General features: G+C 63.0%; 13 protein-coding genes. 8 read left to right on the top strand and 5 right to left on the bottom strand.

Going from position 1 to position 19,993, the window contains the following annotated elements; translation table 11 throughout:
* Window positions 1-2,646 carry a pyruvate dehydrogenase (acetyl-transferring), homodimeric type gene (gene aceE, locus I8746_RS12500; RefSeq protein ID WP_003255651.1) on the bottom strand — a complete coding sequence of 882 codons (2,646 nt, stop codon included), beginning with the start codon at window positions 2,644-2,646 and terminating at the stop codon, window positions 1-3.
* 383 nt (window positions 2,647-3,029) lie between these two features.
* On the opposite strand from aceE, the gene glnE reads away from it, so the two are divergent.
* The 8 genes from glnE to I8746_RS12460 all read left to right on the top strand — a co-directional run bounded on the left by glnE (window position 3,030) and on the right by I8746_RS12460 (window position 13,158).
* Entirely contained in the window at window positions 3,030-5,963 is a 2,934-nt protein-coding gene (gene glnE, locus I8746_RS12495; protein ID WP_003255650.1) for a bifunctional [glutamate--ammonia ligase]-adenylyl-L-tyrosine phosphorylase/[glutamate--ammonia-ligase] adenylyltransferase, read from the top strand.
* 234 nt (window positions 5,964-6,197) lie between these two features.
* Entirely contained in the window at window positions 6,198-7,247 is a 1,050-nt protein-coding gene (gene waaF / locus I8746_RS12490) for a lipopolysaccharide heptosyltransferase II (protein WP_161775063.1), read from the top strand.
* On the top strand, window positions 7,248-8,306 hold the full coding sequence (gene waaC / locus I8746_RS12485; protein WP_003255648.1) for a lipopolysaccharide heptosyltransferase I: 1,059 nt from the start codon (window positions 7,248-7,250) through the stop codon (window positions 8,304-8,306). It abuts the gene before it with no gap.
* Window positions 8,306-9,430, top strand: a complete 1,125-nt coding sequence (locus I8746_RS12480) for a glycosyltransferase family 4 protein (protein WP_088513531.1) — start codon at window positions 8,306-8,308, stop codon at window positions 9,428-9,430. Before waaC ends, I8746_RS12480 begins: the two co-directional genes overlap by 1 nt.
* The gene (gene rfaP, locus I8746_RS12475; protein ID WP_003255644.1) at window positions 9,427-10,233 is read left to right on the top strand and encodes a lipopolysaccharide core heptose(I) kinase RfaP; all 807 of its coding nucleotides are present in this window, start codon (window positions 9,427-9,429) and stop codon (window positions 10,231-10,233) included. The genes I8746_RS12480 and rfaP overlap by 4 nt, the downstream gene beginning before the upstream one ends.
* Window positions 10,233-10,967: a lipopolysaccharide kinase InaA family protein gene (locus I8746_RS12470; protein ID WP_014755099.1), complete on the top strand. Its 735-nt coding sequence runs from the start codon at window positions 10,233-10,235 to the stop codon at window positions 10,965-10,967. The genes rfaP and I8746_RS12470 overlap by 1 nt, the downstream gene beginning before the upstream one ends.
* Window positions 10,964-11,716: a lipopolysaccharide kinase InaA family protein gene (locus I8746_RS12465; RefSeq protein ID WP_003255640.1), complete on the top strand. Its 753-nt coding sequence runs from the start codon at window positions 10,964-10,966 to the stop codon at window positions 11,714-11,716. The genes I8746_RS12470 and I8746_RS12465 overlap by 4 nt, the downstream gene beginning before the upstream one ends.
* Window positions 11,716-13,158, top strand: a complete 1,443-nt coding sequence (locus I8746_RS12460) for a lipopolysaccharide kinase InaA family protein (protein ID WP_011953270.1) — start codon at window positions 11,716-11,718, stop codon at window positions 13,156-13,158. The genes I8746_RS12465 and I8746_RS12460 overlap by 1 nt, the downstream gene beginning before the upstream one ends.
* 17 nt (window positions 13,159-13,175) lie before the next feature.
* On the opposite strand, the gene I8746_RS12455 is transcribed toward I8746_RS12460, so the two are convergent.
* The 4 genes from I8746_RS12455 to I8746_RS12440 all read right to left on the bottom strand — a co-directional run bounded on the left by I8746_RS12455 (window position 13,176) and on the right by I8746_RS12440 (window position 19,813).
* Window positions 13,176-15,962, bottom strand: coding sequence for a dermonecrotic toxin domain-containing protein (locus I8746_RS12455; protein WP_221100730.1), 2,787 nt, complete (start codon window positions 15,960-15,962; stop codon window positions 13,176-13,178).
* 67 nt (window positions 15,963-16,029) lie between these two features.
* Window positions 16,030-16,215 (bottom strand): hypothetical protein, encoded by a 186-nt coding sequence (locus I8746_RS12450; RefSeq protein WP_011953272.1) that lies wholly within the window; start codon window positions 16,213-16,215, stop codon window positions 16,030-16,032.
* A complete protein-coding gene (locus I8746_RS12445) occupies window positions 16,212-17,324 on the bottom strand; it encodes a PepSY domain-containing protein (protein WP_221100729.1) in 1,113 nt (370 codons plus the stop codon). Before I8746_RS12445 ends, I8746_RS12450 begins: the two co-directional genes overlap by 4 nt.
* Window positions 17,325-17,380: 56 nt before the next feature.
* A complete protein-coding gene (locus I8746_RS12440) occupies window positions 17,381-19,813 on the bottom strand; it encodes a TonB-dependent siderophore receptor (protein ID WP_221100728.1) in 2,433 nt (810 codons plus the stop codon).
* Window positions 19,814-19,993: the final 180 nt, after the last annotated feature.

The following is a 19,993-nucleotide window of genomic DNA, read 5'->3' as shown; positions in this document are numbered from 1 at the left end:
TCAGCAGTCCAGTGGGTTGCGCTTGTCCGGGTCGATACCGAACTTGACGATAGCGTCTGCAACAACCTTGGGTTCGATCTCGCCACGGTCAGCCAGGGCTTCCAGGGCAGCCAGCACCACGAAGTGGCGGTCGACTTCGAAGAAGTGACGCAGCTTCTTGCGGCTGTCGCTGCGACCGTAACCGTCGGTACCCAGGACTTTGAACTCTTTGCTCGGTACCCACTGGCGAATCTGCTCGGCGAACAGCTTCATGTAGTCGGTAGAGGCGATAACCGGGCCTTTGCGACCGTTCAGGCACTGCTCGACGTAGGTCTGCTGTGGCTTCTGGCCAGGCTTCAGGCGGTTGGCGCGTTCCACGGCCAGGCCGTCGCGGCGCAGTTCGTTGAAGCTGGTGACGCTCCACACGTCGGCACCGACGTTGAACTCTTCACGCAGGATCTTCGCGGCTTCGCGGACTTCGCGCAGGATGGTGCCGGAGCCCATCAGCTGTACGTGGTGTGCGGCTTCGCGGGTGTCCTCTTCCAGCAGGTACATGCCCTTGATGATGCCTTCCTCGACACCGGCCGGCATGGCTGGCTGCTGGTAGGATTCGTTCATCACGGTGATGTAGTAGAAGATGTCCTGTTGCTCTTCGGTCATCTTCTTCATGCCGTCCTGGATGATCACCGCCAGCTCGTAGCCGTAGGTCGGATCGTAGGTGCGGCAGTTCGGGATGGTGCCCGCCATCATGTGGCTGTGACCGTCTTCGTGCTGCAGGCCTTCACCGTTGAGGGTGGTACGGCCGGCGGTACCGCCGATCAGGAAGCCACGGGTGCGGCTGTCGCCAGCGGCCCAGGCCAGGTCGCCAATACGCTGGAAACCGAACATCGAGTAGAAGATGTAGAACGGCAGCATCGGCTGGTTGTGGCAGCTGTACGAGGTACCGGCAGCGATGAACGACGACATGGCGCCGGCTTCGTTGATGCCTTCCTCGAGGATCTGGCCCTTCTTGTCTTCGCGGTAGAACATCACCTGGTCTTTATCGACTGGCTCGTAGAGCTGGCCGACCGACGAGTAGATGCCCAACTGGCGGAACATGCCTTCCATACCGAAGGTACGGGCTTCGTCCGGGATGATCGGGACGATGCGCTGGCCGATGTCCTTGTCCTTGACCAGCTGCGCCAGAATACGCACGAAGGCCATGGTGGTGGAGATTTCGCGGTCGCCCGAGCCGTCCAGGATCGCTTTCAGCGTTTCCAGTGGCGGGGTCGGCACGCTGAAGCTCTTGGCGCGGCGCTGCGGTACGAAGCCACCCAGGGCTGCGCGGCGCTCGGCCAGGTACTTGGCTTCGGCAGAACCTTCTTCCGGCTTGAAGAACGGCAGGTTCTCCAGGTCGGCATCCTTGACCGGGATGTCGAAGCGGTCACGGAAGTGACGCAGGCTGTCGACGTCGACCTTCTTGGTGTTGTGCGCGGTGTTCTTGGCTTCGCCAGCACCGGTGCCGTAACCCTTGATGGTCTTGGCCAGGATGACGGTCGGCTGCTCTTTGTGGTTCACAGCCTGGTGATACGCCGCGTAGACCTTGTACGGGTCGTGACCGCCACGGTTGAGCTTCCAGATCTCTTCGTCGGACAGGTCTTCGACCATGGCCTTGAGTTCCGGGGTGTTGAAGAAGTGCTCGCGAACGTACGCGCCGTCTTTGGCTTTGTAGTTCTGGTATTCGCCGTCGATGACTTCGTCCATGCGGCGCTGCAGGGCACCGTTGGTGTCCTTGGCCAGCAGTGGGTCCCAGAAACGGCCCCAGACGACTTTGTTGACGTTCCAGCCACCGCCACGGAACACGCCTTCGAGTTCCTGGATGATCTTGCCGTTGCCGCGAACCGGGCCGTCGAGGCGCTGCAGGTTGCAGTTGATGACGAAGATCAGGTTGTCCAGCTTCTCGCGGCCGGCCAGGGCGATTGCACCCAGGGATTCCGGCTCGTCGCACTCACCGTCGCCCATGAAGCACCAGACCTTCTGCTTGCCGGCCGGGATGAAGCCACGGGCTTCCAGGTACTTCATGAAGCGTGCCTGGTAGATCGCCTGGATTGGGCCCAGACCCATCGAAACGGTCGGGAACTGCCAGAAGTCAGGCATCAACCATGGGTGCGGGTACGAAGACAGGCCGTTGCCGTCCACTTCCTGACGGAAGTTGTTCATCTGGTCTTCGCTGATACGGCCTTCCATGAAGGCACGGGCGTAGACGCCAGGCGAAGCGTGGCCCTGGAAGAAGACCAGGTCGCCGCCGTGTTCTTCGGTAGGGGCCTGGAAGAAGTAGTTGAAGCCGATGTCGTACAGGGTGGCACTGGAGGCGAAGCTAGAGATGTGTCCGCCCAGGTCCGAGTCTTTCAGGTTGGTACGCATGACCATGGCCAGCGCGTTCCAACGCACCATCGAGCGAATGCGGCGTTCCATGAACAGGTCGCCAGGCATGCGTGCTTCGTGGGTGACAGGGATGGTGTTGCGGTATGGCGTGGTGATCGCATACGGCAGCTGGGAGCCACTACGGGTGGCCAGCTCGCCCATACGGGTCATCAGGTAATGAGCGCGGTCTTCGCCTTCTTTGTCGAGGACCGACTCCAGGGCATCCAGCCATTCCTGGGTTTCGATTGGATCGAGGTCTTGCATGGCTTGCTCCAGGGCGGAAAGGCAACCAGAATCGATTGCCTGAGATTGCGACTGGCCTTATGGGCAGACGTCGTGAATTCTTGGATTACCGGGGTGTCTTCCGGCGCGTTGTAGTTTTACTACATTTGCTTTCGCATTTCATGCTTTTACACGACACGAGTAGTAGTAAAACTACATTTGTGCGACGTTTGGTCGCACCTTGGCTTGTGAGGAAAAACGTTCATGTTGGTTGGCATTGTGTCGCGAACGGGTGGTTCTTGATGTTTGTTGCCAAGTTTTCGTTTTTTTCAGCTATTTCCAACTTTTGTACGACAGTCCAACCGTGGTCCGGCTTCCCCTTGGCCGCTTTTTCCCCTCTATTTCACGCCGATCAAGGATAGACCATGCGCCTACCTTTGCCCTCCGATCTGCCTGCCACCTTGCAGCCGCTGGTCACTCGCAACCAGCAGTTCATCAGCGATGCCGTGGCCGGCCACCCCGAACTCGACCTGCAGGCCTGGAGCCCGCTGCACCGGCAGCAGTTCGACCAGGTGGCTGCTGCCAGCGAGTTCGTGCTCAGCCTGGCCCAGCGCGAGCCCGCCATGCTGTTCGCCCTGCTGGCCAGTGGCGAGCTGGAGCGGCGATACGCCCCGGGTGAGCTGCGCGGGCAAATCGCCGCAACAGCCCAGGCGGCACAGAGCGAGGACGAGCTGGCGCGCAATCTGCGCCGCGCGCGCAACCGCCAGCAGTTGCGCATTATCTGGCGCGACATTACCCGTCAGGCGGAACTTGGCGAAACCTGCCGCGACCTGTCGGACCTTGCCGATGCGGCCATCGACGAAGCCTACCAATGGCTGTACCCGCGCCATTGCCAGCAATTCGGCACGCCCATCGGCAACCGCAGCGGCCAGCCGCAGCACATGGTGGTGCTGGGCATGGGCAAGCTGGGAGCGGTAGAGCTTAACCTGTCGTCGGACATCGACCTGATCTTCGGTTTTCCCGAGGGCGGTGAAACCGAAGGGGTGAAGCGCTCGCTGGATAACCAGGAGTTCTTCACGCGCCTGGGCCAAAGGCTGATCAAGGCACTGGACCCGGTTACCGTCGACGGCTTTGTATTCCGCGTTGACATGCGCCTGCGCCCCTATGGTTCGGCGGGTGCCCTGGTGCTCAGCTTCAATGCACTGGAGCAGTACTACCAGGACCAGGGCCGTGACTGGGAACGTTACGCGATGATCAAGGCGCGGGTGGTGGCCGGCGACCAGGCGGCCGGCGCGCAGTTGCAGGAGATGCTGCGCCCGTTCGTGTACCGCCGCTACCTGGACTTTTCCGCAATCGAAGCGCTGCGCACCATGAAGCAGCTGATCCAGCAGGAAGTGCGGCGCAAGGGCATGGCCGAGAACATCAAGCTGGGTGCCGGTGGTATTCGCGAAGTGGAGTTCATCGCCCAGGCCTTCCAGCTGATCCACGGCGGGCGTGACCTCAGCCTGCAGCAGCGGCCGTTGCTCAAGGTGCTGGCCACCCTGGAAGGCCAAGGCTACCTGCCGCCAGCAGTGGTGGCCGAGTTGCGCGAGGGCTATGAGTTCCTGCGCTACACCGAGCACGCCATCCAGGCCATCGCCGACCGCCAGACGCAAATGTTGCCGGAAGGTGAGACCGATCAGGCACGCGTGGCCTATGTGCTCGGTTTTGCCGACTGGCAGAGCTTCCACGACCAGCTGATGTACTGGCGTGGCCGTATTGACTGGCATTTCCGCCAGGTCATTGCCGACCCGGATGATGAAGACGGCGAAGGCGAACTGGTGGTGGGTGGTGAGTGGTCGCCGTTGTGGGAGCAGGCGCAGGATGAAGAAGCCGCTGGCCGGCAATTGCAAGAGGCTGGCTTCAAGCAACCCGCCGAAGCCTTGAGGCGCCTGGCCGGGCTGCGTTCCAGCCCGCAGTTGCGCTCGATGCAGCGCATCGGCCGTGAGCGACTTGACGCATTCATCCCACGGCTGTTGGCTCAGGCGGTGGAGCATGACAACCCTGACCTGGTGCTTGAGCGGGTGCTGCCATTGGTCGAGGCTGTGGCAAGGCGTTCTGCCTACCTGGTACTGCTGACCGAAAACCCCGGTGCCTTGCGCCGTTTGCTGACGCTGTGCGCCGCCAGCCCGTGGATTGCCGAGCAGATTGCCCTTTACCCGCTGCTGCTCGACGAACTGCTCAATGAGGGCCGCTTGTTCAGCCCGCCCTTGGCGCCAGAACTGGCCAGCGAGCTGCGCGAGCGCCTGACGCGCATCCCCGAGGACGACCTGGAGCAGCAGATGGAGGCGCTGCGCCATTTCAAGCTGGCCCACAGCCTGCGCGTGGCCGCCTCGGAAATCAGCGGCAACCTGCCGTTGATGAAAGTCAGCGACTACCTGACCTGGCTGGCGGAAGCGATCCTCGACCAGGTGCTGGCCTTGGCCTGGCGCCAGACCGTGGCCCGCCACGGCCAACCCAAGCGCAGCGACGGCAGCCTGTGCGACCCGGGTTTCATCATCATCGGTTACGGCAAGATGGGCGGCCTGGAGCTCGGCCACGGTTCGGACCTGGACCTGGTCTTCATCCATGACGGCGATCCGCAGGCGGAAACCGACGGTGCGAAGCCTATCGACAGCGCGCAGTTCTTCACGCGTCTGGGGCAGCGCATCATCCACTTGCTGACCACCCAGACCAACTCGGGCCAACTGTACGACGTGGATATGCGCCTGCGCCCGTCCGGCGCCTCGGGCCTGCTGGTCAGCTCGCTGGGCGCCTTCGAGCGCTACCAGCAGAACGAAGCCTGGACCTGGGAACACCAGGCGCTGGTGCGGGCCCGTGTGCTGGTGGGTTGCAAGCAGGTGGGGGCTGCATTCGAAGGTGTGCGTGCCAAGGTACTGGGCCAGGCCCGCGACCTGGAAAAGCTGCGCGGCGAGGTGAGTGAAATGCGCGCCAAGATGCGTGACAACCTCGGTACCAAGGCTACGGCTGCCGGTACCGCGGCGAACGCCTTCGACGCCGGTGTACCCTTCGATATCAAGCAGGATGCCGGCGGTATCGTCGATATCGAATTTATGGTGCAATACGCCGCTTTGGCCTGGTCCCATGACCATCCGGCCATACTTCGATGGACCGATAACATCCGCATTCTGGAAGAGCTGGAGCAGGCGAACTTGATGCCGGCCAGTGACGCGGTGCTGTTGCGTGAAGTGTACAAGGCGTTCCGCTCGGCCTCCCACCGCCAGGCCCTGCAGAAGCAGGCCGGGGTGATCGATGCGGCACAGTTTGCCGATGAACGCCGTGAAGTGCGGCGGATCTGGGGTGAACTGGGGCTGACTTGAGATCGTTGGGGCCGCTGTGCGGCCCTTTCGCCACACAAGGCCGCTCCCACCATTGGCCGGCGTATGCAGTACCTTTTGTGGGAGCGGCCTTGTGTCGCGATGGGCTGCAAAGCAGCCCCAAAGGCTCATGCCTCACCACCGGTGTTACACTGTCGGCCACATAGCCTGAATATAAAGAGGGGAGGCCAGGCTGTACCGCAGCCTGTAGCCTCCCCGAGCGTTTCTGGACTAAGCATGAGAATACTGATCATTGGCCCCAGCTGGGTCGGCGACATGGTGATGGCGCAGACCCTGTTCCAGTGCCTGAAACAGCAGCACCCCGACTGCGTGATCGACGTGCTGGCCCCTGAATGGAGCCGGCCGATCCTCGAACGCATGCCTGAAGTGCGTCAGGCCTTGAGCTTCCCGCTCGGCCACGGCGCGCTGGAGCTGGCCACACGTCGGCGCATCGGCAAGTCCCTGGCCGGCCAGTACGACCAGGCTATCCTGCTGCCCAACTCGCTCAAGTCGGCGCTGGTGCCCTTTTTTGCCGGCATTCCCAAACGCACCGGCTGGCGCGGTGAAATGCGCTTCGGCCTGCTGAACGATGTGCGCAAGCTGGACAAGGCCCGCTACCCGCTGATGATCGAGCGCTTCATGGCCCTGGCGTACGCGCCCGGCGCCGAGCTGCCGCAGCCATACCCGCGCCCCAGCCTGCAGATCGAAGCGCAAAGCCGTGACGCCGCCCTGGCCAAGTTCGGCCTGGAACTGGACCGTCCGGTACTGGCGCTGTGCCCTGGCGCCGAGTTTGGCGAAGCCAAGCGCTGGCCGGCAGAGCACTATGCCGCTGTGGCCGATGCGATGATTCGCCAAGGCTGGCAAGTGTGGCTGTTTGGCTCGAAGAACGATCACTCGGTCGGTGAGCAGATCCGCGACCGGCTGATTCCGGGGTTCCGTGAAGAGTCGTCCAACCTGGCCGGTGAGACCTCGCTGGCCGAGGCCATCGACCTGATGTCCTGCGCCCATGCCGTGGTGTCCAACGATTCCGGCCTGATGCACGTGGCCGCTGCGCTGAACCGTCCGTTGGTGGCGGTGTACGGCTCGACTTCCCCCGGCTTCACCCCACCGTTGGCCGAACAGGTGGAAGTGGTGCGCACCGGTATCGAGTGCAGCCCGTGCTTTGACCGCACCTGTCGCTTCGGCCATTACAATTGCCTGCGTCTGCTGGAACCGGGCAAAGTGATTGCCGCCCTGCACAGCCTCAGCGGACCGGACCTGATCGATACCGTGGCCGAGGTCGACTAAGTGCGGGTACTGATCATCAAGACCTCGTCGCTGGGGGATGTCATCCACACCCTGCCGGCGCTTACCGATGCCGCCCATGCCATTCCCGGTATCCGTTTCGATTGGGTGGTGGAGGAAGGCTTCGCCGAAATCCCCAGTTGGCACCCCGCGGTCGACCAGGTCATCCCGGTGGCGATTCGTCGCTGGCGCAAGAACCTTTGGCAAACCATCAAGAGTGGCGAGTGGAAGGCGTTCAAGCAGCGCGTGCGCGAGCGCAAGTACGACCTTGTGATCGACGCCCAGGGCCTGGTCAAGTCGGCCTGGTTGACCCGTTACGTGAAGGCACCCGTCGCCGGCCTGGACCGCTACTCGGCGCGCGAAGGCTGGGCCAGCCGCTTCTACGACCGGCCTCTGTCGGTTGCCACCGGCCAGCACGCGGTGGAGCGGGTACGCCAGCTGTTTGCCATGGCCCTGGCCTATGACCTGCCAGAAGGCATCGGCAACTACGGCCTGGACCTCGACCGCCTGCAACTGCCCCCGGCTGCGCCCTATGTGGTGTTCCTGCATGGCACCACCTGGGCGACCAAGCATTGGCCCGAAGCCTACTGGCGCGAACTGGCCGAGCGCATGGGCCGGCGCAAGCTGGAAGTGCGCCTGCCTTGGGGTAATCCGGCTGAGAAGGCGCGGGCCGAGCGAATTGCCCAAGGCTTGAACAACTGCCAGGTGCTCCCCAAATTGAACCTTGCCGGCGTCGCTCGTGTTCTGGCGGCGGCAAAGGCCTGCGTGGCGGTCGATACCGGCCTTGGCCACCTGGCGGCGGCACTCGATGTGCCCACCCTTTCGCTGTTTGGCCCAACCAACCCGGGCCTGACTGGCGCCTACGGACGGACCCAGATTCACCAGGCCAGTGACTGGCCTTGCGCTCCCTGCCTGCAGAAGAAGTGCACCTACAAACCGAGCGCCGATGACCTGGCCCGGTTCGATCTGAAACGCGAGTGGCCACTGTGCTTCACTCGCCTGAATCCCGAGCATGTGGCGAGCCGCTTGAGCGCGTTGCTGCTGGCTGAGGATGTCCGTTGATGCAACTGGCTTTCGTGCTTTACAAATATTTCCCCTTCGGCGGGCTGCAGCGCGATTTCATGCGCATTGCCCTGGAATGCCAGAAGCGGGGCCACCAGATCCGTGTGTATACGCTGATCTGGGAGGGTGACATTCCGCCGGGCTTCGAAGTGCTGGTGGCGCCGGTGAAGGCGATCTTCAACCACCGCCGCAACGAGAAGCTCAGCGCCTGGATGGCCGCCGACCTGGCCAAGCGCCCGGTCGACCGCCTGATCGGCTTCAACAAGATGCCGGGGCTGGACGTGTACTACGCCGCCGACGGCTGCTTCGAGGACAAGGCACAGACCCTGCGCGGTGGCCTGTACCGCCGCTGGGGCCGCTACCGGCACTTTGCCGAGTACGAGCGTGCGGTGTTTGCCAAGGACGCCCATACCGAAGTGCTGATGATTTCCGAAGTGCAGCAGCCGCTGTTCATCAAGCATTACGGCACCCCGGTAGAACGCTTCCACCTGCTGCCGCCAGGCATTTCCCAGGATCGCCGTGCGCCGGCCAATGCCGCCGAGATCCGCGCTGAGTTCCGCAAGGAATTCAACCTGGGGGAGGACGACCTGCTGCTGGTGCAGATTGGCTCAGGCTTCAAGACCAAAGGCGTGGACCGCAGCCTCAAGGCACTGGCCGCGCTGCCGTCAGCCCTGCGCAAACGCACCAGGCTGATGGTGATCGGCCAGGACGACCCCAAGGTATTCCAGCTGCAAAGCGCTACCCTGGGTCTGGGCGACCAGGTGCAGTTCCTCAAGGGCCGTAGCGACATCCCGCGCTTCCTGCTGGGCGCCGACCTGCTGATTCACCCGGCGTACAACGAGAATACCGGTACGGTGCTGCTCGAAGCGTTGGTCGCCGGCTTGCCGGTGCTGGTGTCCAAGGTGTGCGGCTATGCCCACTACATTGCCGAGGCCGACAGCGGCCTGGTGCTGGACGAGCCGTTCGAACAAGAGCAGCTCAACGGCTATCTGCAGCGCATGCTCGAAGACCCGCAGGCGCGTGCCAGCTGGTCGCGCAATGGCCTGGCATTTGCCGATAGCGCCGATCTGTACAGCATGCCGCAGCATGCTGCCGACGTGATCCTGGGGCAAAAAAACGCATGAAGCTGATATTGGCCGAACCCTTCAAACGCCTGTGGGCCGGGCGTGATGCCTTCGACGCCGTGGAGGCGCTGCAAGGCGAGGTCTATCGCGAGCTGGAAGGGCGCCGCACGCTGCGCACCGAAGTGGCTGGCGAGGGCTTTTTCGTCAAGATCCACCGTGGCATCGGCTGGGGCGAGATCTTCAAGAACCTGTTCACCGCCAAGCTGCCGGTGCTCGGTGCCGGCCAGGAGTGGAAGGCCATCCAGCGCCTGCATGAAGTGGGTGTGCCTACCATGACCGCAGTCGCCTATGGCGAGCGTGGCAGCAACCCGGCCGCGCAGCACTCGTTCATCATCACCGAAGAGCTGGCGCCGACCATCAGCCTGGAAGACTTCAGCATCGACTGGGTCAAACAGCCGCCTGAGCCGCGCCTGAAGCGTGCACTTATCGCCGAGGTGGCGAAGATGACTGGCGGGATGCACCGCGCCGGGGTCAACCACCGCGATTGCTACATCTGCCATTTCCTGCTGCACACCGACCGACCGGTGACGGCGGATGACTTCAAACTGTCGGTGATCGACCTGCACCGCGCGCAAACCCGTGCCAGAATCAGCCGCCGCTGGCGCGACAAGGACCTGGCTGCGCTGTACTTTTCGGCCCTGGACATTGGCCTGACCCAACGCGACAAGCTGCGCTTCCTGCGCGGTTACTTCCAGCGTCCGCTGCGGCAGGTGCTGAAGGACGAAGCCGCGCTGCTCGCCTGGTTGGAGCGCAAGGCCCAGAAACTCTACGATCGCAAGCAACGCTATGGGGACGCACTCTGATGGCGAGTTGGACACTGGCGCCGGGGTACGAACACCTGGCGGCGGACTTCGGCAGCCTCGACGCGGTGTTCGCCCTCCAGGGCGAACGGCTGACCCGCGACCCGCTCAGTGAGGTGGTACGCATCGAGCGTGACGGGATCAACTACTACGTCAAGCGCTACACCGGGGCCGGCAAGCACATGCGCCGGTACCTGGGGCGGCCACGCATCAAGGCCGAATGGCAAAACCTCAAGCAGTTCGCCAAATGGGGTATCCCCACTGCCGAAGTCGTGGCTTGGGGCCTGGAGCGCAACGGCCTGGCCTTTGGCCGTGGTGCTATGATCACCCGTGAACTGCCGCACACCGAAGACCTGTCGGCCCTGGCCGAACACAACGATGCGCGCTTGGCCGACCGCGCCTGGGTCGACCATGTCAGCCGTCAACTGGCGCGCCATACCCGGGTCATGCACCAACACCGCTTTGCCCATAACGACCTGAAGTGGCGCAACCTGCTGGTCGATGACCAAGGCACGCTATTCTTCATCGACTGCCCTACCGGCGACTTCTGGCGCGGTTTCATGTGGCGCCACCGGATGATCAAGGACCTGGCATGCCTGGACAAAGTGGCCAAATACCACCTGTCAGCTACCCAGCGCCTGCGCTTCTACCTGCAATACCGTGGCCGCGACCGGCTGAATGTGCGTGACAAAAAGCGCATTCATCGGGTACTGGGCTTTTTCGAGGGAAGGGAATGACCGATTACCTGGCCAGCGCGGACCTCGCGCTGCTCAAGCGCCATGGCCTGGACAACTTCGAGGCGCTGTGGGCGCTGCAACTTGATGCTGTGGACGAACCCAACACCGGCCGTGGTGGCTGGAGCAGCGTCTTCCGTCTGGAACTCGAAGGCAAGGGCTACTACCTCAAGCGCCAGAGCGACTACTTGACCCGTACCTTGCACCGGCCGTTCGGCGAGCCCACCTTCGCCCGCGAATTCCGCAACATCAGTCGCTACCAGAAGCTGCGCATTCCGGCATTGCAGGCGGTGTTCTACGGCGAGCGCAAGCAGGGCGGCAAGCACCGGGCTATCCTGATGACCCGCGCTCTGGACGAGTGGGCCGACCTCGACAGCCTGCTGGCGCAGTGGCCGCGGTTGGGTGAAGCCGAGCGCACTGGCATCCTGCAGGCCTGCGGTCAGCTGGCGCGCACCCTGCACAGCGCCGGCCAGGTGCATGGCTGCTTCTACCCCAAGCACATTTTCCTGCGTCAACGCCGCGAGGGTTGGGACGCGCAATTGATCGACCTGGAAAAGACCCGGCCGCTGCTGTTCGGCATGCGTGACCGCCTCAAGGACCTGGAGCCGCTGCTGCGCCGCGCGCAGGCCTGGCGCGTGCAGGATGTACGTACTTTGCTGGCGACCTACCTGGGGCAGCCGGCTGACGGCGCGCTGGTCGACACCTGGCTGCAACGGCTGACGCAACGCCGTCGTGAAAAAGAGGCTCGCTGATGCGTTTGTCTGAACTGAAGGATGCCGGGCGCAGCCCGACGCTGCCCCTGAGTATCACGTTGGTTGATGCCGCCGGCAGTGCCGACTTGCAACTGCTCACCCTGCTGCGTGTGCTGCCGGGCCAGCGTTATGTGGGCGCTGGTGTCTGGCGTGGCACACCGGTGCTGGCGAAGCTGCTGGTCGGTGGTAACGCCGCGCGGCATTTCCAGCGCGAACTGCAGGGTGTGAAGTTGCTGGCCGAACAAGGCCTGACCACACCGACGCTACTGGCCGACGGCCTCAAGGAAGGCGAGGGCGGCTGGCTGCTGTTCGAGTTCCTTGACGGTGCCCAAAGCCTGGCCGATGCCTGGGCCGCAGTGGCAAACCTGCCAGTGCTGGCGGACGAGCAGCACCTGGTACTGGGCGAAGCGCTCACGGCTGTGGCGCACATGCACGCCCAAGGCCTTTGGCAGGAAGACCTGCACCTGGACAACCTGCTGCGCCATGCCGGCAAGCTGTACCTGATCGACGGTGCGGGCATCAGGGCGGAAACACCCGGTCAGCAGTTGTCGCGACCACGGGTGCTGGAAAACCTCGGGGTGTTTTTCGCCCAGTTGCCCAAGCGCCTGGAGCCGTTCATCGAAGAGCTGCTGGTGCATTACCTGCTGGCCAATGCCGAGCATGCGTTGCCGCTGGAAGCCCTGCAGAAACAGGTGGACAAGGTGCGTACCTGGCGCCAGAAGGACTATCTGGACAAGGCTGGCCGCGAGTGCAGCCTGTTCAGCGTCCAGCGCACCCTCTCGGGCTTGCAGGCGATCCGCCGCAGTGAGGTCGAGGCCATGCAGCCTGTACTGGAGCAGGCCGATGCGCTGATCGACAAAGGCCATTTGTACAAGACCGGTGGCGCTGCCAGCGTGGCGCGCATCGAGGTCAATGGTCGCCCGTTGGTGATCAAGCGCTACAACATCAAGAACACCGCACATTGGTTCAAGCGCTTCTGGCGCCCAAGCCGGGCCTGGCATTCCTGGATTGAAGGCCACCGCCTGGAATTCCTCGACATCGCCACGCCACGCCCCCTCGCGGTGCTGGAACAGCGGGTGCTGGGCCTGCGCAGCCGTGCTTACCTGGTCACCGAGTATGTCGACGGCCCGGACCTGACGGCATGCTTCGCGCCCTACGTTGAAAGCGGCGATGCGCCCGAGGAGCAGGTGGATGCTTTGGTGCACGTGATGCAGCAGCTGATTCGCGAGCGCATCAGCCACGGCGACTTCAAAGGCCATAACCTGTTCTGGCACAACGGCCAGTGGTCGCTGATCGACCTCGATGCCATGTGCCAGCACGCCACCCAGCTCAGCTTCGCACCGGCCTATGCCCGTGACCGGGCACGGCTGCTGCGCAACTGGCCCAATGGCAGTGCCTTGCATCAGCGGCTGGACCGGCTGTTGCCAAAACTGGTCGACTGAGGCCGCCGGATCCGCTGTCAGTGGGTCGGCGGTGGTTGATCTGGCAGTGTCAGCCAGTCACTGCTGCGCCCTGCCTGGCGAACGCGTATCAGCCACTGGCCGTTTTCGTGGCGCAGCACCGCCCACGGCACCACCCCGGCGTTGCTGGCAACGGCAATCTCCAAGTGGTAATGATCCGGTAGGAGGTGGCGGCGCACAGGCAACTGCCCGTTCTCGAGTGCCAGGTACAGCTGATTGTCAGCCTGAAAAAGCCCTTGTTCGATGTTTACCGGCAGGCCGGCCACAGGCGTTTGTAGATAGCAGTCCTGCAGTAATTGCTTCAGGTCGGGCAGCCCGTCGTACCAGAGCACCGGTGAGTCGATGACCCACTGCCCGTCGGCTTTGCGCTTGAGCGGTTGCTGCAGATAGGCATCTGGCTGGTCAGGGTCAATGGCTCGCCAGCGGTAGCCGTCGAAGCTGACCCGGTAATAGCGGTTGTCGTTGTCCTTGACGAAGTACAGCGATTGCCCACCAAACGCCGAGCTTTGCTCGTAGACACCTTCACCGTAGATACCGTCTATGCGATAGCGCAGGCTGCTGCTGTCCGGTTGTACCTGGAGGCGTGCGGGCAGCGGCAGTGGCGGTGGTTTGGGGATCCCGCGCAGGGATCGGCGTAGCACTCTGGAACCCATGAAACTGGTACCCGCATCGTTGAGGTGGCTAAGCGCCTGATAGGCATGCCGCATCACCCCCTCGACATCCTCTTGCTTGAAGGCCTCGGCGCCGTCCCAGATATCGATTGCCATGCGGCCGATCGACAGCACCAGCAGCGCACGGTTCGGCAACAGCAGGCTGATGAAGTCCAGCAAGCGCCAGCTCAACGCCATGACCGACTCCGCATTCACTTCGCTGGTCGTCATGCTGTCGGCATCGGCCTGGGCGATCAGCGCCCGGGCCTCGGCCATGTAGTAGTCGAAGAAAAGGTCGTCTTTGACCTCGGGCGTGGTCAAATGCGTGCTCAGGCGCCCCTTGTCCAGCAACCGCTGCACCGTGGCGGCAGGCAGCAATGGCAGGCGCTGGGCTACGTATGCTCTCAACGTGGGCTGTTGGCGCAATGTGCGAAGCAGTTCGCGGGTCGTGCGAAAACGGCGCCAGGCCCTGCGGTCTGGGGCATCCGGGGTGTACAGCACGCATGCCGGAGATTTGTAGGGGAGGCTGTTGAGCAGAAGCACGCCCTGCAGGGTATGGCCCATGATGTTCAACTGTCGAACAGTGACCGGGTAGCCGGCAACCGGTGCACGCAAGGCATTGTGTGGTTGGTCCAGCACTGCGCGCACCCAGTTGTAGCCATGTTCGAAAGGGTCTTCGCCAAAGTGTCCGGCGTAGCGCGCCTTGACTGCTTCAGCGTGCATGCGTGCACGGTTGACCCTGCTGTGCGCAGTCAGGCGCCATTTGCCCGCTCTGGAACTGATCAGTTGGGTGTGCAGGTACTTTGCGTAGCTGTCACCCACGTTCAGTTCCCGGACCATGTGCTTGACATACTGCGGCGTGAGCCCGGCGGGCATGGCTTTGCCGTGGGCATGGATCACCCGGGCAGTCAGCCAGTAGTCGGTATCGAACCACGGCAAGTTCTTGAGGGCGATCTCTTCGAGGGTGTTGATTTCCTCGACCATCTCCACCATCTCGTGGCCCACGCGTCGCATGCCTACATAGGTGACATAGGATGAGAGGGCGAAGGGATGCATGATGGCGCCCGTGCGGCGGGCGCGTACGACCACGATCTTGATCTCGCGAGGATCTGTGTCGTACCCCAGGTCATGGCCCAGGCGCTCGCGAAGGCGTGCGTTGGCCCAGGCCAGCAGGCTATTGCGTTGCTTGAAGTCGTCAAGGCTCAGCACTCCCGGGGCTGCAGCCTGCTCGGCGATTGCCACCAGCGTTTGCATGGCCTGCATCATATGGCTCAGGCCTTGCGCAGATGTATTGCGCAGCCAGTTGGGCAGATTCTTCTCAAGCAATTGAGAGTAGCGTGTTTGCAGGATGGGTTTGGCGCCGACTTCGGGCCATAGCGCCAGGGCTTTATGTATTCGGGTGTGCTGGTCGGGTGAGCCGTTGCTCCACAAGCCGATGTCACTCAGGCGTTGGCGTTGGGCTTCTATCACGCTGTCGATCTGGGCCTCCAGCAGGCTGTCGGCGTACCAGTCATAGCGCAGGCGCTGTGACCGGCGAGCGCGGTCTGCCTGCGCGTCAGAGTACAGCTGCAGCAGCGGTCTGCTCTGGAGGGGGGCTTCCAGGCGTTCGCAAAGCTCTAAATGCAGTGCGGCAAGGGAGTCGAAGGCCTCTATGCCTTGTGACAGGCTGCACAGCAAAGCAGCGCCTGCGGCATCCTGAGGCGTGAGCATAGGGCCTTCGGCGGTACCGGCAACGATGATCAGTGTGCCTGGCAGGTAGCTTCGCCAGTTGGGCCGTAGGCCTTCCAGCAGAACGCGGTAGACCTGTGGCCTTTTGGCCAGGGGCATATGCCTGCGCTGGGAGGGTAGTGGCTGTTGCAGGCAGGCCCATAGTTGATCGGCTGAGCGGTAGCCCAAGGTCTCGTCGCCCAGGCGCAGTTCAACCTCGGCCAGCATCAGCGCCTTGCGCAGTGCCAGCAGCTTTTGTCTGGGGGTTTCGCCTTGCTCATCGGCCGTGGTCCAGAAGCTGGCCAGTTCGCCGTGCAGCCAGGTGCGCGTGTCGGGGTTGATGGGGTGTTGACGGTCGAGGGTTGGAAGGCCGTCGAGCAAGTCACCGATTTGTCGGTCGATCTGTTCCAGTTGTTCGAGGGGGCGCATGGGGCGGTTCCTTGGTTGAGGAAAACCCCATGCTTGGCAATACCTGCGGTTGCGGGGTGGTAGCGGGCTAGCGCCCCCGACGCCAGAGCAGCCCGCGCAGGCTCAGCAGGGCCGGCAGGCCCAGGCCGGCCCATGCCAGAACGTCCCAGCCACCGTCGCCGAGCAGTGCGGCGAACAGGCCCAGGAAGCCAAGCAGGGCAATCAACGCTGGCCAGGCGAAGAGGCGTGCAGTGGCTTGAGACCTGTGGCTCATGCGCGTGCCTCCCTGGGTTTGCGCTGCTTGCCCCACCACAGGTAGAGGCCGCTGCCGAGCACGATGATTGTCAGCACGTCCAGTAACGCCCAGAGGATCTGCATCGGTCGCCCGCCGTAATCGCCGAAATGCAGTGGCTGCGACAGGCCCATGGCATCCATGTACCAGGGACGGTTGCCGACGGCAGTCACTTCAAGGGTGCGAGCATCGATCAGTACTGGCGTGAACAGGTGCGAACTCAGGTGGGTGGCACCGTTCATGAACACCGCATAGTGGTGCTCGCTGGAGAAACGCGTGCCAGGAAACGCGATGAAGTCCGGGCGCATGCCCGGCGCGGCCTGTTCGGCAATGTCCAGCAGGCGAGTGGCTGGGGCGCGCTCGACGAGCGGCGGGGCGTCGCGGTAGGGGGCAACCATCGCAGCCAGGCTGTCGTTGCGCCAGGCCGCGATGACCAGGTCGGACAGGGCACTGATTACCCCGGTCACGCTCACCGTCAATGCCCAGGCCAGGGTGACCACGCCGATCAGGTTGTGCAGGTCGAGCCAGCGCAGGCGGCGGGACTTCTTGTCGCGTACGGTGCCGAATTCCAGGCGGCGCATGAACGGCGCATAGAGCACGGTGCCGGAGACAATCGCGACAATGAACAATACGCCCATGAAGGCCAGCAGCAGCTTGCCCGGTAGGCCTGCGAACATGTCCACATGCAGGCGCAGCATCACCATCATGAAACCGCCGTTGGCGGCCGGCATGGCCACCGCCTCGCCGGTGCGTGCATCGAGCATGAAGGTGTGCGACAGGTTGGGGTCGGTGCCGGCGGTGGCGGCGGTAATGGCGACTACGCCGTTGGGCTCGTCTTCATCGTAGCCGAAGTACTGCATGACCTCGCCGGGGCGATGTTGTTCGGCCTTGAGCACCAGTTGCTGCAGGTCGAGGTGCGGTGTGCCTGCCGGCATTTCACGCAGTTCAGGGGCGTCGCCTAGCAGGTGTTCGAGTTCGTGGTGGAAGATCAGCGGCAGGCCGGTGACTGCCAGCAACAGCAGGAACAGGGTACAGACCAGGCTGCTCCAGGTGTGGATCAAGGACCAGCGGCGGATGGTGGGGCTCTTCATCACGGTACCGATTGTTGTCGGTTGGAACCCGGGGCCGCAAGGCGGCCCCAGCTTACTCAGAACTTGTAAGTGGCGCTGGCGACAACGCTGCGCTCATCGCCGTAGTAGCAGTAGTACGCGTCACAAGTAGAGAGGTAGTCCTTGTTCAGCAGGTTGGTGGCGGTGACCGCGACCGACGCGCCCTTCAGGCTGCCGTTCAGGCGACCCAGGTCGTAATGCACCGACCCGTCGAAGACGGTGTAGGCCTTGGCCTTGCCCAGGTAGGTATTGCCTTGGTCACCGTAGGTGTTACCGGTATAACGCGCGCCCAGGCCTATGCCGAAGCCGTCGAGTACGCCTGAGTGCCAGGTGTAGTCGCCCCAGATGGACGCTTGCTGGTTAGGCATCAGTTGCAGGCGGTTACCTTTGAAATCGCCATCCTGCACCTCGGACTTGGCCAGGGTGTAGGCGGCAATCACCTTCAGGTTGTCGGTCACATCGGAAACCGCTTCCAGCTCAAGGCCGCGGACTTTCACTTCACCGGTCTGGCTGGTGATGGTCACACCACCGACCGTGTTGGTGACCGAGACGTTTTTCTGAGTCAGGTCGTACACGGCTGCCGACAACAGGGTGTTGGACCCCGGCGGCTGATACTTCACGCCCAGCTCCCACTGTTTGCCTTCGGTGGGCTTGAACGAGTCCGAGGCCGACACACTGGCATTGCTGGACGGCTGGAACGACTCGGCATAGGACAGGTACGGCACGAAGCCTGAGTCGAACACGTAGCTGATGGCTGCGTTGCCGCTGAACTTCTTGTCCCGCTGGGTATTGGTGGCATCGCCCTGGTTGAAGAACTTGGTGCCGGTGTGCACCCAGTCTTCACGACCGCCCAGGGTCAGGCGCCAGTTACCAAGCGCCATCTGGTCCTGCACATACAGGCCGGTCTGACGGGTTTTCTGGTTGTAGTCGTAAAACGCGGTCGAGCGATCCGGGCGAGTGATCGGCAGCCCGTAGACCGGGTTGTTGACGTTGCTGTCCGGCACGGTGAAGTCGAAGATCGACAGGTAGTTGGTGTTGATGCGCTGGTGGTCCAGGCCGATCAACAGCGTGTGGTTGATGTCCCCGGTAGCGAAGTCCGCCTGGAAGTTGTTGTCCACTGCGAACTGGCTGATGTCTTCATCGGTGTTGGTGGACATGCGGCTGACAGTGCCATCGTCTTTGACCGGGCCGCCGGGCTCGTAGTAACTGCCAGGGGTGATGGTCTGGAACGACAGGTCTGACTTGGTGTAGCGCAGGTTCTGGCGGAACTGCCAGACGTCGTTGATGCGGTGTTCGAAGGCGTAACCCAGCGCGTAGTAAGTACGGTCGTAGAACTCGTAATCCGGGTCACCCAGGTTCTTGTGGTGCGAGATCTTGCCGAACGGCATGTCGATCTTGGTGCCCTGGATGGGCCGGAATTGGCTGGTGGCACCGGTATCGTCACGGGTGAACTGGGTCAGGAAGGTCAGCGTCGTGTCTTCGTCAATGTTCCAGGTCAGGCTTGGGGCAATGTTGTAGCGCTTGTTGTCGATGTGGTCGATCTGGGTGCCACTGTCACGGATAACGCCACTGACGCCATAGAGAAAGCGACCTTCATCGTCGATCTTGCCGGTGCTGGCGAAGTTGATCTGGCGATGGTTGTCGCTGCCGTATTGAAGCTCGATTTCGTGAGCGCTTTCCGCTTGCGGACGGCGGCTGACCATGTCCAGCAGGCCGCCAGGTGGGGTCTGGCCGTAGATCGAAGAGGCCGGGCCGCGCAGCAGGGCGAGGCGGTCGAGGTTCCAGGTTTCGGCTTTCGGGTTGGCATACACCCCGCGTGGCAGCGGCAGCCCATCCAGAAATTGCGTTGGCTCGAAGCCGCGCACGCGCATCCAGTCATACCGCGTATCGCTGCCGAAGCTGGCGGAGACGATACCTGGCATATAGCGCACTGCATCATCCAGGCTGTGTACACCGCGGTCTTTCATTTGCTCGCGGGTGGCCACAGAGATGGAGCGGGGGACCTCCACAAGTGCCGTGTCAGTCTTGGTGCCAGCAGCAGTGCGCTTGGCCACGTAGCCTTCAACCGGGCCCCAGGCGCTTTCGCTGGCGCTGGTGGCATTCACGGTGGTTTCCGGCAAGGCCAGTGTGCCATCCGGCACGGCCACCAGGCTGTAGCTGCCCGCACTGCTCTGCTGCAACTGCAGGCCGGTACCGCTCAGGGCGGCTTGCAGGGCGCCCAGGCCGTCGTATTGGCCACTTACCGGGGTCGAGGTGCGTCCGCTGACCAGTGCCGGGTCGATGGCCAAGGCAATGCCGGCCTGGCTGGCGATCTGGTTGAGGGTGGTGGCCAGTGGCGCGCTGGGCAGGTTGTAGGCGCGCGACATGGATTGCTCGGCGGCGAACAAGGCAGGGCTGGTCAGCGGGGCAGCCAGGCCGATGGCCAGGGCCATCAGGCTGGGGCGCAGAATATGATCAACGGCACGGGGCATGCGGCGGTTCCTCGACGGGTAAGTGCTTGCTGCTTCCTTGCCGAGCGAGATCTGAAAAGTGACAGGGTGAATCTGAAAAATATTGAGAATTATTTAAAAGGGGGTTTGCCAGCACCGGCCTCTTCGCGGGTGAACCCGCTCCTACGACGACCCCGATGTGTGCCCACTAGGAGCGGGTTT

It is taken from the genome of Pseudomonas sp. USTB-Z (assembly GCF_019691255.1).
Classification (GTDB): domain Bacteria; phylum Pseudomonadota; class Gammaproteobacteria; order Pseudomonadales; family Pseudomonadaceae; genus Aquipseudomonas; species Aquipseudomonas alloputida.
The sequence above is the reverse complement of the archived record's forward strand: the minus strand, read 5'-3'. Positions and strand labels throughout refer to the sequence as shown.

What these genes read in the sequence shown, in the direction of transcription:
- aceE (WP_003255651.1), bottom strand. Translation starts at nt 2,646, where the DNA reads ATGCAAGACCTCGATCCAATCGAAACCCAGGAATGGCTGGATGCCCTG.
- glnE (WP_003255650.1), top strand. Translation starts at nt 3,030, where the DNA reads ATGCGCCTACCTTTGCCCTCCGATCTGCCTGCCACCTTGCAGCCGCTG.
- waaF (WP_161775063.1), top strand. Translation starts at nt 6,198, where the DNA reads ATGAGAATACTGATCATTGGCCCCAGCTGGGTCGGCGACATGGTGATG.
- I8746_RS12480 (WP_088513531.1), top strand. Translation starts at nt 8,306, where the DNA reads ATGCAACTGGCTTTCGTGCTTTACAAATATTTCCCCTTCGGCGGGCTG.
- rfaP (WP_003255644.1), top strand. Translation starts at nt 9,427, where the DNA reads ATGAAGCTGATATTGGCCGAACCCTTCAAACGCCTGTGGGCCGGGCGT.
- I8746_RS12470 (WP_014755099.1), top strand. Translation starts at nt 10,233, where the DNA reads ATGGCGAGTTGGACACTGGCGCCGGGGTACGAACACCTGGCGGCGGAC.
- I8746_RS12465 (WP_003255640.1), top strand. Translation starts at nt 10,964, where the DNA reads ATGACCGATTACCTGGCCAGCGCGGACCTCGCGCTGCTCAAGCGCCAT.
- I8746_RS12460 (WP_011953270.1), top strand. Translation starts at nt 11,716, where the DNA reads ATGCGTTTGTCTGAACTGAAGGATGCCGGGCGCAGCCCGACGCTGCCC.
- I8746_RS12455 (WP_221100730.1), bottom strand. Translation starts at nt 15,962, where the DNA reads ATGCGCCCCCTCGAACAACTGGAACAGATCGACCGACAAATCGGTGAC.
- I8746_RS12450 (WP_011953272.1), bottom strand. Translation starts at nt 16,215, where the DNA reads ATGAGCCACAGGTCTCAAGCCACTGCACGCCTCTTCGCCTGGCCAGCG.
- I8746_RS12445 (WP_221100729.1), bottom strand. Translation starts at nt 17,324, where the DNA reads ATGAAGAGCCCCACCATCCGCCGCTGGTCCTTGATCCACACCTGGAGC.
- I8746_RS12440 (WP_221100728.1), bottom strand. Translation starts at nt 19,813, where the DNA reads ATGCCCCGTGCCGTTGATCATATTCTGCGCCCCAGCCTGATGGCCCTG.